The sequence below is a fragment of the Paralcaligenes ureilyticus genome (genome assembly GCF_004346225.1).
GTDB lineage: Bacteria > Pseudomonadota > Gammaproteobacteria > Burkholderiales > Burkholderiaceae_B > Paralcaligenes > Paralcaligenes ureilyticus.
Window position 1 is genome coordinate 29,307 of the sequence record NZ_SMAJ01000014.1, and the last position, 14,045, is coordinate 43,351.

Sequence of the window (14,045 nt, forward strand, 5' to 3'; positions counted from 1 at the left end):
GTATCCTTTTTGGCACGCATGGTCATGAGCAAGCACTGCACAGATACCCGACTGGTATCATCTTCATGATGGATCCTTGCGGATTGCCTGTCAAAATTCCGTGCCTTTCACTCCTTTAACACCTCGCTGCCGTCGGCCCGCGAGGACCCATCTCCTTATCAAAATTCGCTATCACTTGCAGAGCGGGAGGCGTTCCTTTCATTCTCAGCTTCCCGGAACGTCTTGTATTGGCCCCGGAAAAAACAGCCCTTTCCAAGACGCAGGGCGTTTCTTGATGGTGCCGGTACTATGCAGAAAATCGACGTATTTCATAATGTTCTCAGGAGTGAGGGAATAACGTAGGTCGGGCTCGTCGAGAATGCGCTCCGCCTCAGCAAGAGAAAGCTTTTCCTTTGTAACCCTCAGGAAAATCTCCGCAGCTTTCTTGTGATCGCTGTTGATCAAATTGATTGCATCGCCGAGCGCGGCATACACCGCTGCATAGGTCTTCGGGTTGGCATCATAGAATCGGGTGGTGGCCCACATCATGATGAAAGTCGTGGCACTACCCAACACATCGTCTGAGCTCAGTACCCTATGGATATGATGCTGCTTCAACAGCTCGGTTTGATATTGAAAAGGCGGTCCTGAGAACTGCGAGTTGGCACCCCCGCGAGAAAGCAAGGTTGCGAAGCCGTCCGGCAACGAGAGCACGGCCGTGAGCGGATTCAATTTGTGTGGATCTCCGAATGCCTGCTTTGAAAGCATTTGCAGTACCACCGCCTGATTGGAAATGTTCGCGCCAGGCATCAGTATGCGGTCCTGGGGGCCGAAATCTTTAATCGACTTGATCGCGGGGTTGTGGGTCAGCAGATACATGGGCGATGTGCACATTGCCGCAACGCCCTTCACCTCGACGTTCGATCCCTGTGTTTTCGCCCACAGCACGGCGAAAGGCGGTGGGCCACCTCCTGCGAAGTCTACCTGTCCAGACAGCAGCGCATCATTCATCATGACGCCGCCGGAAAATCTGTGCCACGTGACCTTGATGTCGCCGAGTCCGGCGGTGCGCGCATGTTTCTCGATCAACTTCTGATCTTCCATTACGATCAACGGCAGAAAACCGAACGACAGTCCGCGCGACATTCGTACTTCGCTGACCTCGGCGCCGGCGAATCGGGGGAGAGCGCAAAAAAGAATGCTTGCTGCCAAAACGGCTGAAATTCGCATGCGAGTCATCAGACACCTCCGGTTAGCTTCGATGGGGGAAAATTACCATAAGCCAAGTATGCGGTAAAATGAAATTATCAGATTAAACTATACGATTTACGAATAGTTATGAAATTTCGCCAATTGGAGTGTCTGTGTGAGGTTGTCTCGTCCGGCTACAACCTGTCCCATGCCGCGCACAACTTGTGCGCGAGCCAGCCGACCGTCACGCGGCAATTGCAGCTTCTGGAGGAAGACTTGGGATTCGAGATCCTGGCCCGCAGGGGAAACAGGATCGGTGGGCTGACCCAGCAAGGGCACGCGGTCTACGAAAGGGCTCAAAAAATCGTTCACGAATCCCGGCAGCTGCAACGCCTCAGCGACGAGTTACATAACAACGGTTCCGGTAAGCTGGTTATTGCTACAACCCATTTTCATGCCCGGTACACGCTGCTGGATGCGATCAAGAAGCTTCGAGCGAGCCACCCGAAAATCTCGTTCTCGATCCTTTCTGGGAACATGGACGCTATTGAACGCGCAGTGACGTCGGGACATGCGGACATCGGCATCTGCGTGGGCCGTGACGATATTCACCCCGCGCTCGTGTCATTGCCGTGCTTCGAGATACATCGCATCATTATTGTGCCGCCCGGGCACCCGTTGCTGCGCGTGCGCAAACCATCACTCGAGCGCCTCGCCCAATATCCGATCATCACTTATGATCAGGATGTCTCTGCAGGTTGGCGCATCGCCGAAGCGTTCTCCGCGCATAAGCTTTCTCCGGAAATCGTTCTTAGTGCGGCGGGAGCAGAAGTGATCAAGGCCTATACCGCGGCGGGTCTCGGCATTGCGGTCATTCAGGAGCTTGCGTTCGACAAGCGCAAGGATAGCGGGATCAGGGCGATCTCGGCAGACCATCTTTTTGAACCAGTGACCGTGGTTGCAATGATCCGCCGAAGAACGTTTCTCACGAGCTATATGCGGGATCTCCTGAAAGTTATAGCCTGTGTTGAAAATGATTCCGAGATTGAGGCTGCGTTTCACGACACTCGTGCATAGCAGGCTCGCGGCGAGCGGTGTTGAAGCATCGAAAACATTCATGAGTTCGCCTTATTTCGATTATGTGAAGCTTCGCATAAGCGTGCCGCATTCTTGTTCCACTGATTAAACCGTTTCGTATAAATTCGATTGCCCTTATTGATTTCCAGCCCGATCGGTTTGTTCTACTCGCGTTCATATTCGGTCGTCGTAACGTCGTCGTGCTGCTCCGTATCGACCTTGTTCCTGCGCCCCCAGTCGTTCAAGGTCTGGGGCGTACATCTACTCTTGAGGCAGTTGATTTAATAGCCGCCCATAGGGACCAACATTCGCCACAGTGTCCCAGCACTACGGGCAGAATATAGTGGTTGCAAAAACAGCAACTTTTGAGTATTCTGCGTTATGGCCAGGTCGGACAACGGGTGTGTTCTGCCCAGTCAGTCAGTAGCATTTGTGTCGTCAGCTCGCATCTTTATAAAAATTCGAAGGTGTTGAAGATGAAGGAGATAGTCATGTGCAGAGCAGATTGTTTTACGGCCTGGAAAACAAAAAAATTATTGGCGGCGTTGCTGGTCGTCACCTCGTGTGGCGCAATACTGGGCGCTCCAAAAGCCACGGCGAAAACTTGGCCAGATCGTACTATTACGCTAGTTATTCCATTCGCGCCGGGAGGGAGCACCGATATTATCAGCCGGATTGTTGGTAGAAAATTGTCCGAAATATTGAAGGTAAACGTTGTGCCCGAAAACAAAGGTGGGGCTGGGGGCGAGATCGCAGCCAATTATGTTGCTCATGCGGCGAAAGATGGATACACGATAGAAATGGATCACATAGGTTTTTCGTTCAACCAATCGTTGTACAAAAATAAAGGGTCGGTTCCAGAAAAAGATATTGTCCCGGTGGCATTCGTTGGCTCCACCCCGAATGTGCTGGCCGTAACCAACAGCCTGCCTGTAAAAACCTTGCCACAATTCATCGCGTACGCAAAAGCGCATCCAGGGGCTATCAATTATGGCTCGGGCGGGGTGGGCAGCGCCGGGCATTTGTCGATGGAGCTTTTGCAGTCGGTAGCGGGTATAAAAATGACGCATGTTCCGTATAAAGGCTCGGGACCTGCGCTGGTCGATTTGATTAGCGGACGAATCCAGGCCATGCTGCTGACCATTCCGGCCGTCATGGGTAATATCAAGAACGGGCAGGTACGGGCAGTTGCCACGAGCGGTACGGCCCGGCCGGAGGCATTAAGCAACCTTCCCACGTTTGCCCAAGCAGGAATAAAAAATTTCGTTTATGAACCGTGGTATGGTATTTTCGCTCCGCGGGGCACGCCGGAATCGATTCTTGCGAAGCTGCACGCAGCAGTGAATAAGGTTGTTGCCGACCCCGAAGTCAAACGGAAATTGCTGGAACAAGGCTTGTCAACGAATGCAAAGTCGCGCCAGGCCTTCGTTACTCAGGTGGAAGGGGATACCAAGAAGTGGGGGGTAATAATTGATCGGTTGGAGCTTAACAAGCCGTAAGTCGCAACTTCCTGATGGCACTTTCCAGGTGCAAACGTTCAACCATGATTCCGTCCACGTTGATGACGCCTTTGTCGATATTTTCGGGCAGTGTGTAGGCGTCCACAATTTTGGTCCACCACGTCAGTTCTTGGGGTGTTGGGCTAAATACCGAATTGACGGTATCCACCTGATTGGGATGAATAATGGTTTTCCCAGTCATGCCCATTGCCTTGGCCGCTTTGGATTCCAGTTCTAACATATTTTGATCGTGTATATCGTTTAATACACCATCGATGACAGGCACGCCATATGCCTTAGCGACCATAATGATCCGGGTGAACCACGGTGTAAGGTTCACGCGGTTTTCGCCTGGATCTATGTCGGTATCCTTGATCAAATCGTTCGTGCCGAGAATCAGACATTCCAGGTTCTCGGCTAAAGAGTCTTCGACGATACGGTCTAGTTTTAAAATGCCCAACGGGTTTTCGACCATGGCCCAGATTTTTACCGGCTCCGGTAACCCATTCAAATACTTGTTAGCCAAGTGGATTGTTTTCGCGTTTGCAACCTTGGGAAGAAGGACGGCTTGTGGGCGTAACTCTTTTACCAGTTTAAGGTCGTCGTCCCAAAAATTTGATTCCACGGCATTGATACGAATAACCCTTCTAGGGCCGGCCGTATGATTTGCTTGTTTTTCAAAAAACGACTTTAACGCCATGCGTGCCTGGGCTTTTTGGCTTTCCAGAATGCTGTCTTCCAGGTCGAAAATAATTACATCGACCGGCAGATTGATGGCCTTTTGCATGGCCTTTAAATTAATGCTTGGGACATAGAGAAGGGTACGCAATCGGAGATTCATGGTGTTGTTCAAATAACAATTGATATCCGAATTGTATTACAATAACATCTAGAAGTGTTAATAACAACCACTACTGGAGACGCCAATTGACCAGAATTGCCAAAGCCACATTAAGGCAGCTCAGGTTGCCTCTATACAGGCCATATAGGTTGTCTTATCGAACCTTTACCGAGTTCGAACCCTTCTTCCTTGAATTGACCGATGATCATGGACGCTCTGCGTTTTCGGACGCGCACGTTTCGCCGGGTTCCAGCTCCGAGACTCGTGCGGGAGCGTGGGCCTATTGTCTGGCCAAGCTTAACGAAATAAACAGCGATACCCTCCATGGGGTTAAAGCGCGGTTAATGTATAGCCTCGGCGAAAGCAAGGTGGCCACGACACTACTGGTGACCGCGCTGGAAGCGTTAGAGCGGACCGGCTGGCTAAAAGTTGTGGAGCGCTCGGAACAAGAGCTGATTGTTCCTATTAGCGGGACGGATCAGAGCGAAATTGAATTAGAGTTGGAAACGCTATTCCAAAACGGGTTTTCCACGTTCAAGGTTAAGGTTGGCAAGGACGTGCAGTCCGATATAAAGCGCACCAATACCATTCTAAAAGTGCTTGACGGTCGTGGATCAATTCGGCTGGACGCGAATCGGGCATACAGCGTGGGCGACGCCATTACTTTTGTAAACAGCATTACCCGCAGCGGCGTTGATCTGTTTGAGCAGCCCTGCGATGCCGATGCCTGGGACGATAACGCCAACGTTGCACGCAATAGCCCGATACCGCTCATGCTGGACGAGCCCATTTGTTCATTGCGCGACATCGAACGTGCCTCTGATATCGCCAACGTGAAATATTGCAAAGTGAAATTGAAGCGCTTTGGCAGTCTGGACGCCTTGGCCGAAGGCATTGAGTTGATCCATCGCAACGGTATGCTGGCCGTGTTGGGCGACGGTTTAGGTAGCGAAATCAATAACTGGATGGAAGCGTCGGTAGCCGCACGTTTGATCAAGACTAAAGGGGAGTTCAACGGATTTTTAAAGCACATCGACAAGTTGTTCAAAAATCCTTTGCCTTTCGCCAATGGCCGAATCACGTTGGAAAAAGGCTATGTGCCAATTTTGGATGCCGACGTCATTGAGCGCATCACCGTAGAAAAGAAAGTAATTGAATATTGAGGATAAGTCATGAAGCATCAAGCATTGCTGGACACATTGGATCAAAAAAGAGCGGCGGCGGCGGCAATGGGGGGCGAGCGCAAACTGCAGAAAAGAAAAGAAACCGGCGACTTGAACGCGCAAGAGCGGCTCGATGTTCTAGTTGACGGCGATAGTTTTATCGAACTGGGTCTTTTGGCGGCCTCAGTGTTTGATCAGGATCGGGAAGCCACTCCGCGGGACGGGAAAATTGTTGGCTTCGGGAAGATCAACAAGCGTGATGTCGGCGTTGTGGTCAATGACTTCACAACGAAGGGTGCCTCGACCAGCGCCACAAACTCAAAAAAAATGGGATATATCCGAAAAACATGTAACGAGCGTGGGATACCCTTTGTGCATATAGGAGAGTCCACCGGCGCGCGGCTGCCTGACGCCATGGGATCCAAGGGGATGGGGCAAATGCTGGGCAACGATACCTCCCAGTTCAGACGCATTCGCGAAGTGCCATGGGTTGCGGCTGCCTTGAGTACTTCTTTTGGGTCGTCCGCTTGGCTATGTTGTTGCGCGGATTTTTCCGTTATGAAGAAGGGTTCGATTATGGCGGTGTCCAGTCCGCGGCTCGTATCAATGGCTATTGGTGAAAAAATAGATCTGGAGGAATTGGGAGGCTGGCGCCTGCATGCCGAGCAAACCGGCCTGATCGACTATTTTGTCGATTCCGATCAAGAAGCCATGATGGTTATTCGGCGCTTCCTAAGCTATATGCCGTCACATGCGAACGAGTTGGCTCCGCGTGGCGAAGTGCCCGAGGGTTCCGATGCAGACCAGGAAAGAATTCTGGACATCATTCCCGAGAGCAGAACCCAGGTCTACAACATGAAGAAGATTCTGGAAATCGTGTTTGATAATGGCAGCCTGCTGGAATTAAAGTCCCGTTTTGGGAAGTCGGTTGTCACCAGTCTGGCCCGACTTGATGGCCATGTGGTTGGCATCATTGCCAATAACCCATTGACGGGTGGAGGTGCGCTGTCAGCAGAAGCATGTCGCAAGGCTATTGATTTTACTGTTTTGTGCGATAGTTTCAATGTCCCTATCATTCGCTTTGTGGATACCCCTGGGTTCGTTGTGGGCGCCGAGGCGGAACGCAAAGGGGCACCGGGACAAATTATGAATTTCATGAATGCTACATGCCTCACCACAGTGCCGCAAATTACCGTTTTATGTCGTAAGGCTTATGGACGCGCCTATGTGGCGATGGGCGGCGGTGCGCATAACGACACCATGGTTGCATGGCCCAACGCCGAGGTCAGTTTCATGGACCCCGTCTTTGCGACAACCATTGTCCACAATAAAACGGCAGAGGACGAAGGGTTTGAGGATGCTCTGGCTGAAATTCGAAAAGATTTGGAGATTTGGGATATGGCACGTATTTTTTCGGCCCATGATGTGATCAAACCTCAGGAAACCCGTAAGTTCCTAATCCGTATGCTGGAGATTCATCAACGCCGCAAGTCGGGAGGCATTAGCGAACGGTTAATGCGTTCCTGGCCCACCAGCTACTGAAAGGGCGCTGTAACCAGTTATGGAATTGAAGAATAGGGCTCGAACCATGCAAAGTACATTTCTGAACGAAAAAGAGGGGAAATCGCTGTTAAGTAAGTTTGGCGTGGATGTTCCCAAATCATTTATTGCTGACAGTGTTGAATGTGTTTCGCGGAAAATCGGCTCGTTAACCGCACCCTTTGTTGTCAAAGTCGTCTCTGAAGACATTCTTCATAAATCGGACGCGGGGGGGGTAGCGATTAATTTGAACACGGCGTTCGAAGTGGTCGAGGCCATCAGGCGCATGCAAGCGATCCCCGTTATTGCTGCGGCGCGTATTGATGGATGGCTTGTGGAAGAAATGATTCCTTCGGGCATGGAGGTTGCGATCGGCGGCTTTTATGATCGTCAATTCGGGCCGATACTAATGTTGGGCCTGGGAGGTATCTATATCGAACTATTGAAGGACATTACTTTCCGAATCTGCCCCATTACCGAGCAGGACGCATGGGAAATGATCGACAGCCTTCAGACGCGAAAGCTGCTTGATGGCTTTCGTGGGGGTACTGTTTACGACAAACAGCTGTTAGTTCAGGGCTTGCTTAAGATTGGCGGCAAGGGCGGTCTGTTCATGACGCATCAGAATATGATTTCTGAGCTTGATATTAATCCGCTAATTCTTACCGGTTCTCGCCTTGTCGCGGTAGACGCACGAATTATTCAAAAAAATCCAAACGAGACAAGAGAAATGTCACCTGTCGGTAGTGTGGCTGGTACCGATGTTGACGTGGTCAAGAAGTTCAAGCCGTTGTTTTTTCCGAAAAACGTGGCGGTATTAGGTGCGTCGGCTAAAGATGTAATCATCGCCAACACGTTCATCCGTCGTTTGAAAGAATTTGGTTTTTCAGGAAACATCTATCCTATTCACCCGAAAGCGGAAGAAATTGAAGGCTTGAAGGCATATCCAAGCCTGTCTAGCGCGCCCAACGACATTGATTATGCATATGTGGCAATTAGCGCGGAGCGCATATTGCAGTCCATCGATCTTCCATCGGGGAAATGTAAATTCATTCAAATTATCAGCTCTGGTTTCGCTGAAACCGAACAAGGCTGGCAGCAACAAGAGCAATTGCTACGCGTTGCACGCCGGTCGAAAATTCGATTATTGGGCCCGAATTGCCTTGGAACCTATTCCCCTGTAGGAAAGCTTACGTTTCCAAAAGACGCGCCGACAGACGGTGGAACCATAGGAGTGGTGTCCCAATCCGGGGGGTTATCAACAGACATCATTAAGCGTGGACAATGGCGCGGCTTACGTTTTAGCGGGCTGGTCACCATTGGCAATAGCATTGACGTAAAGCCGGTGGAATTGCTCGAGTATTTCCTGTCCGACCCGGCTACCAACGCTATAGGCCTATATATTGAAGATATTAAGGACGGTCGGGCCGTGTTCGATCTATTAAGGAATACTCGCGATCTTAAGCCGATTGTTATTTTGCGCGGCGGCGCAACCAGGCAAGGGCGTCTGGCTGCTCAATCGCACACGGGGGCGCTGGCATCGGGCGACGAGGCGTGGGTCGCTTTATCAGAACAGACTGTTGTGGAACTTGTCGATACGGTTGATGAATTCATTAACGCGTTACTTGCTCTACAGTTTCTGCAATTGCGTACCATGGCACCTACCCACAAGGTAGTGCTGTTCGGTAACGGAGGCGGTTCCAGCGTATTGGGGGCCGATTGTTTTGCGCGCTCGGGCTTGGATGTGTCGCCTTTCGCGCTTGAAACAATTACCAAGTTGGAAGAAATTGGTTTCCCGCCGGGAACCAGTGTTATCAATCCGATCGATACTCCGGTGCGTACGTTGCAAGAAAAGGAAGGTTTTATCGCCAAGGAAATCCTTGACATCGTTTACGACGAAGCGAAGCCGGATGCCGTTGCGATGCATTTGAACTTGGCAGCGTTTTCCGGACGCGGTACGAGCAATCCGCTACAGAACTTGATCGACATCATCACTCAGACCAAGCGAGTGCGCGGTGCGGACACGCACTTTGTTCTGGCGCTTCGAAGTGATCGTTCTGAAGAGCTTGATGCATTGCGACGCGAATATATCGAATTGGCCCGAATAGCCGGCATTCCTGTTTACGATGAAATTGTCGATATGGCCAAAGCGTTGCGAATTGTCAGTAACCTGGAGCGCAAGATGATTTTGCACAGTAGTCAGGTTTGGGCCGATCCTCAAGACGTCGGTTTGCTTTCCATACCCGCGTAATTCTAGACGGCTTTTTTGCAGCTACCTATTTGTTTGAATCGCGGCTTGCAGCGTGCTCACTATACGGAGTCGTCTAAAATCGACGATCAAGAAAAAAGTGATTCTATAGTCGAGGGAAAAGTGATTCTAAATAATGGTAGATCGGGACTTATGATTAATGACTTGCAGGCCTTAGGCTTTACGGTATATGAGGCCAAAATTTATCTTGAGACCTTGCAGGCAGCCGGCGTGCCCAAAACAGCATACGAAATTGCCAAGATGTCAGGGGTGCCGCGAACCAATACCTACAGTGCCTTGGACGTTCTGACACGCAAAGGTGCGGTTTTGCCTGTTACCGAAAACCCCACTAGCTACGTTGCGGCTAGCGCTAAAGTGGTCTTTGAGAAAGTAGCGACCCAGACCAACAAATTATGTGAACGACTAGTAGCCCGTCTTGAAAGTCTCGAACCTAAGGTCGAAAATCAGTATGTATGGATTCTTCGCGGCGAGGAAAATATCGACATCGAGATTCAAAAATTGCTTAAGTCCCCCAAGGAATCAATCTGGATTAAAGCTTCGGACACCGTGTTGCGTAAGCATGCAGCGGCATTGAAAAAAGCTGCGCAGAAAAAGGGAATGAAAGTCGTCATTATCTTGTTCGGCACTGATAAGGCAGAATTTGAATACAACGATAATTGTAGAGTTTATATCCACGAGAACGACGGCACCCGCATGGGCAAGGCAGACAATCTTTTTACAATCGTCGTTGACCACAACGAGATGATTACCGTGAATGCTGATGGTGAATTTATCGGTGCCAGAACACAGAGTCCTCCCGTCGTGACGATGGCGCTTTCGTTAATTCGTCATGATTACTATATGGCAGAAATTTTTCAAAAATTTGGCAATGAAATCACAGAAGAGTTTGGTCAGTATTTAATGAAATTGAGGTTGAATGCCTACACTGCGGATCAGGTGAATTCATTTTATGAGAACACAGGGCTTAAACCCCGGGTGGGCTCGTTGACAGAGTCGTATGGTCGAGGTCGAAGTCGAAATGGCCGTGGGCAGATTCGTGATTAACGGCGACGTTAATAATGTGATTGGACGTCCTCTCTGATTATGTGGTTGCTATTGCAACTACTATCAATTTCATCTATTATTTATATCAAATAAAGCAGTAGAGCAACTATTCAGATGAACTGGAGCGGGCAATGGCAACTGTAGACATCAAAACGGAAATCACAGGCAATGTATGGAAAATTCTGGTCAAGATTGGGGACGCGGTTGCTGAAGACGAACCGCTGATGATCCTGGAATCGATGAAAATGGAAATCCCTGTTGTGGCCGTCGAAAATGGAATCGTGAAGGAAATTTTGGTGAGTGAAGAGGATACCGTACGCGAAGGATCAGTCGTTGCCCGCATTACCGCGTGATAGGAAGCAGACATGAAACCTATTAAGAAGCTGTTGATTGCTAATCGCGGTGAAATTGCGTGTCGCGTCATTCGCGCATGCAAGAGACTGGGCATATCCAGCGTAGCTGTTTATTCGGATGCGGACGCCGAGGCGCTCCATGTGAAGCAGGCCGATGAAAGCGTTCATATCGGCCCATCCAAAAGTGCACATAGCTATTTGGACATAGGAAAAATTCTTGCAGCGGCTAAGCAGGTCGGCGCAGACGCGATCCATCCTGGCTATGGATTCCTGTCTGAGAATGCTGAATTTGCGACTGCGGTAATAGAAAGCGGCATTGTTTGGATAGGGCCTGATCCAGCCTCAATTAGGAACATGGGCGACAAGCAGAAGGCGCGCGACATTGCGGTTGCAGCCCATGTGCCGGTCGTCCCCGGGAGTATCCGATTTAGATCCGATAATATGGATAAGCTCCATGTCGAAGCCAACAGGGTTGGTTTCCCGTTACTGGTGAAAGCGGCGGCAGGCGGCGGTGGAATTGGGATGAAGCATGTATCGAAACCGGAAGACCTTCAGGCGGCGGTTGTCGCCACCCAGTCCTTAGCCAAAAGTGCATTCGGCAATGCAGACGTTTTTTTAGAGAAATACATACCTAACGCGCGACACGTGGAAATTCAAATATTTGGTTTTCCAGGCGGAGCTGTTCATTTCTATGAACGTGATTGCTCGACCCAGCGTCGTTTTCAGAAAATCATTGAAGAGTCGCCAGCGCCCAACCTAAGCCAGGAAGTCCGGCACGGCATGGTGATAGCTGCAGTCAGTTTGGCCAACAGCGTCCACTATCGAGGTGCGGGCACAGTTGAATTTATTTTGGATGTTGATACAGACGCGTATTATTTTCTGGAAATGAATACTCGCATTCAGGTCGAGCATCCGGTAACGGAAATGACTACAGACTCGGACCTTGTGTCAATGCAGATTCAACTCGCACGGGGCGATTTGGTGTTGATTGATCAAGCGTCGATTCGCCAAATGGGTCATGCCATAGAATGCCGTTTGTATGCAGAGAACCCGGCAAAGCGGTTTATGCCGTCACCTGGTGTACTACAGCAGTTCGATTTTACTTATGCCAATCCCGCGTTCATTCGCATTGAAACTGGCTATGAGATGCAAAACGAGATTACGCCTTTCTATGATCCCATGATTGCAAAGGTAATTGCATATGGGGACAACCGGGAAGACGCTGTTAACAGGCTGCTAGCAGTCCTGGAAAATGCCAGGGTGGAAGGGATCAAAAGCAATCTGTCGTTTCTGATTGCTTGCTTGAAGGATCCGTTATTCCAGCAAGGCAAGATCACGACCAATTTTGTGGCTGAAAATATTACGAGTCTGACTTAATGCAATGTGCATGACGATTGTCGTAGTATTAAGGGCTATACCGACTTAGACTTAGTTAGCAACCTTAGTTGCCCGCCGCCTGCTCTCTACACCTTCCTGGCATTAAATCACTTCAGGCTTGACTCGGTATTAGCTTGGATTGTTGATCCAGGGCCTTCGCCGAGTTTGACGGACTTCATCTCAAGGGTTTTTCCCTTGAGGACTCAATTTGTTCTGAGTCCCCTGCGTCTACCAATTTCACCATTCGGGCACGTCCGCAGTACCCGATCATTATTTGTATCAAACTGTGACGATGATTAATGCCAAGACTCGTTTTGCACAGGATCGGTTATCAGTGCCCGCTCAAAATCAGTATATGGTCGCTGGACGAGCTGCATCGTAACTGCTGTTGCCGCGGATCAGCCAAGTGGGAAAGGTTGAAAAGAGCTCATCGCTGTCCAACCAAGGCACCCCGTACGCAGAATCCGTTTGCTCGCCTGCCGTGCCGTTAAACTGCGAGGCCCAAGATATGGATCATAGAAGAGCAGCAGTGACCTCGGCATTTGAGAGCCTGTGCAGCCTTGGGAAGTGCACACATTATCCGAACCGCTTAAACAGATCTTTTATCCAAAAAAATCGGTTATTGCAATATTTATTTGTTTTTGCAATAATCAAACCTATGCACATCATCTCCAGGCGGCGGTTGCGCGAATTCTGGGCAATCCACCCGGGGTCCACCAATGCTCTGCTTCATTGGCACACCACGCTGGCACATGCTCAGGCAGCCGATTTCTCGGTGCTAAAGGCGGTGTTTAACACGGTAGACTGGGTGAGTGGCTATGTCGTTTTCGACGTAGGCGGCAACAAGTACCGCATCGTTGCCGATGTGGTGTTCCGATCACAGACGGTCTTTATCAAGCACATCTTTACGCATAAGGAGTACGACTCATGGAAGCCGTGATCCCCGACCTGACCAAGGTGGCCCGCAGCTATGGGGAGTTCCGCGCCGTAGCAGGCGTGGGCGCCATCCGCAATGAAGCGGACTACGATCGCGCCCTGACACTGATTGAGGCGATTCTGGACGAAACTCGCGACACACCTGCGCGGGAGGATGCCATGCATCCGCTGGCTGACTTGCTGGACTTGCTGACGGCGGCAGCGCATGAGTACGAGGCCGACCACCATGCCATCCCGGCCTCATCCCCCCGAGATGTGCTGCGCTTTCTGATGGACCAGCACGCGCTGACCCAATCCGACCTGCCCGAGGTCGGTAGCCAAAGCGTGATTTCCGAGATTCTGGCGGGCCGCAGGATGCCCAACACACGCCAGATTACAGCCTTGGTCGAGCGCTTCCATGTTAGCGCTGATGCTTTCATAGAACGTCGCGACGCACATTAACCAAAGCCAGAAGAAACAAGAGCAATTCGAAGCGCGCAATGGAACTTCACTTAAAAACGTTGCGTGAGCGCGGCGAGCCAACAAAAAAATATTCAAACGTCTATCGTGCGAGGGTTTTGCAAAGCCTGATGTCGGCGACACGTCGCCTTTTCATGTTTCCACACCAAATACCCGAAAACTGTGTTCGGGCTACGAGAAGGCGAAACGGTTGCTGAAGCTATTGCCCGCCGTCGCACAAACTCAATTTTCCAACGCGCTCTTTTCCGGTAGCAAGCAACGAGTGCTGGGGATCCTATATGGCCAGCCGAGACACGTAGTTCTTATACGAACGAAGTG

The 14,045-nt window shown here is 50.4% G+C and carries 12 protein-coding genes; 10 read left to right on the forward strand and 2 right to left on the reverse strand.

The genetic code is table 11. The features are described from left to right. Positions 1-204 precede the first annotated feature (204 nt). Positions 205-1,218, reverse strand: a complete 1,014-nt coding sequence (locus tag EDC26_RS15390; RefSeq protein WP_132584232.1) for an ABC transporter substrate-binding protein — start codon at positions 1,216-1,218, stop codon at positions 205-207. A gap of 99 nt (positions 1,219-1,317) precedes the next feature. On the opposite strand from EDC26_RS15390, the gene EDC26_RS15395 reads away from it, so the two are divergent. Both EDC26_RS15395 and EDC26_RS15400 read left to right on the forward strand, forming a co-directional pair. Then, entirely contained in the window at positions 1,318-2,247 is a 930-nt protein-coding gene (locus EDC26_RS15395; RefSeq protein ID WP_132584234.1) for a LysR substrate-binding domain-containing protein, read from the forward strand. Between the two features lie 476 nt (positions 2,248-2,723). Further along, positions 2,724-3,746 (forward strand): Bug family tripartite tricarboxylate transporter substrate binding protein, encoded by a 1,023-nt coding sequence (locus EDC26_RS15400; RefSeq protein ID WP_132584236.1) that lies wholly within the window; start codon positions 2,724-2,726, stop codon positions 3,744-3,746. Here the strand turns inward: EDC26_RS15400 and EDC26_RS15405 are convergent. Then, a complete protein-coding gene (locus EDC26_RS15405) occupies positions 3,733-4,587 on the reverse strand; it encodes an HpcH/HpaI aldolase/citrate lyase family protein (protein ID WP_132584238.1) in 855 nt (284 codons plus the stop codon). The two genes, EDC26_RS15400 and EDC26_RS15405, sit on opposite strands and share 14 nt — an antisense overlap. 386 nt (positions 4,588-4,973) lie before the next feature. Between EDC26_RS15405 and EDC26_RS15410 the strand changes: the two genes are divergently transcribed. From EDC26_RS15410 to EDC26_RS15445, 8 genes are all read left to right on the forward strand, one after another. Next, on the forward strand, positions 4,974-5,750 hold the full coding sequence (locus EDC26_RS15410) for an enolase C-terminal domain-like protein (protein ID WP_165931050.1): 777 nt from the start codon (positions 4,974-4,976) through the stop codon (positions 5,748-5,750). A gap of 9 nt (positions 5,751-5,759) precedes the next feature. Next, positions 5,760-7,292: an acyl-CoA carboxylase subunit beta gene (locus EDC26_RS15415; protein WP_132584242.1), complete on the forward strand. Its 1,533-nt coding sequence runs from the start codon at positions 5,760-5,762 to the stop codon at positions 7,290-7,292. Between the two features lie 46 nt (positions 7,293-7,338). Next, a complete protein-coding gene (locus tag EDC26_RS15420) occupies positions 7,339-9,540 on the forward strand; it encodes an acetate--CoA ligase family protein (RefSeq protein WP_165931051.1) in 2,202 nt (733 codons plus the stop codon). 15 nt (positions 9,541-9,555) lie between these two features. Beyond that, positions 9,556-10,602, forward strand: a complete 1,047-nt coding sequence (locus EDC26_RS15425; protein WP_132584246.1) for a TrmB family transcriptional regulator — start codon at positions 9,556-9,558, stop codon at positions 10,600-10,602. Positions 10,603-10,733: 131 nt separating this feature from the next. Further along, the gene (locus tag EDC26_RS15430) at positions 10,734-10,955 is read left to right on the forward strand and encodes an acyl-CoA carboxylase biotin carboxyl carrier protein subunit (protein ID WP_132584248.1); all 222 of its coding nucleotides are present in this window, start codon (positions 10,734-10,736) and stop codon (positions 10,953-10,955) included. A 12-nt stretch (positions 10,956-10,967) separates the two neighbouring features. Further along, complete coding sequence (locus EDC26_RS15435) at positions 10,968-12,332, forward strand: acetyl-CoA carboxylase biotin carboxylase subunit (protein WP_243700939.1); 1,365 nt, start codon at positions 10,968-10,970, stop codon at positions 12,330-12,332. Positions 12,333-12,738: 406 nt separating this feature from the next. Beyond that, positions 12,739-13,272 carry a type II toxin-antitoxin system HigB family toxin gene (locus tag EDC26_RS20410; protein WP_243700940.1) on the forward strand — a complete coding sequence of 178 codons (534 nt, stop codon included), beginning with the start codon at positions 12,739-12,741 and terminating at the stop codon, positions 13,270-13,272. Then, positions 13,260-13,709 (forward strand): helix-turn-helix domain-containing protein, encoded by a 450-nt coding sequence (locus tag EDC26_RS15445; protein WP_132584250.1) that lies wholly within the window; start codon positions 13,260-13,262, stop codon positions 13,707-13,709. The genes EDC26_RS20410 and EDC26_RS15445 overlap by 13 nt, the downstream gene beginning before the upstream one ends. Positions 13,710-14,045: the final 336 nt, after the last annotated feature.

Coding starts and splice junctions, on each gene's coding strand:
- EDC26_RS15390 (WP_132584232.1), bottom strand. CDS start 1,218: ATGACTCGCATGCGAATTTCAGCCGTTTTGGCAGCAAGCATTCTTTTT.
- EDC26_RS15395 (WP_132584234.1), top strand. CDS start 1,318: ATGAAATTTCGCCAATTGGAGTGTCTGTGTGAGGTTGTCTCGTCCGGC.
- EDC26_RS15400 (WP_132584236.1), top strand. CDS start 2,724: ATGAAGGAGATAGTCATGTGCAGAGCAGATTGTTTTACGGCCTGGAAA.
- EDC26_RS15405 (WP_132584238.1), bottom strand. CDS start 4,587: ATGAATCTCCGATTGCGTACCCTTCTCTATGTCCCAAGCATTAATTTA.
- EDC26_RS15415 (WP_132584242.1), top strand. CDS start 5,760: ATGAAGCATCAAGCATTGCTGGACACATTGGATCAAAAAAGAGCGGCG.
- EDC26_RS15420 (WP_165931051.1), top strand. CDS start 7,339: ATGCAAAGTACATTTCTGAACGAAAAAGAGGGGAAATCGCTGTTAAGT.
- EDC26_RS15430 (WP_132584248.1), top strand. CDS start 10,734: ATGGCAACTGTAGACATCAAAACGGAAATCACAGGCAATGTATGGAAA.
- EDC26_RS15435 (WP_243700939.1), top strand. CDS start 10,968: ATGAAACCTATTAAGAAGCTGTTGATTGCTAATCGCGGTGAAATTGCG.
- EDC26_RS15445 (WP_132584250.1), top strand. CDS start 13,260: ATGGAAGCCGTGATCCCCGACCTGACCAAGGTGGCCCGCAGCTATGGG.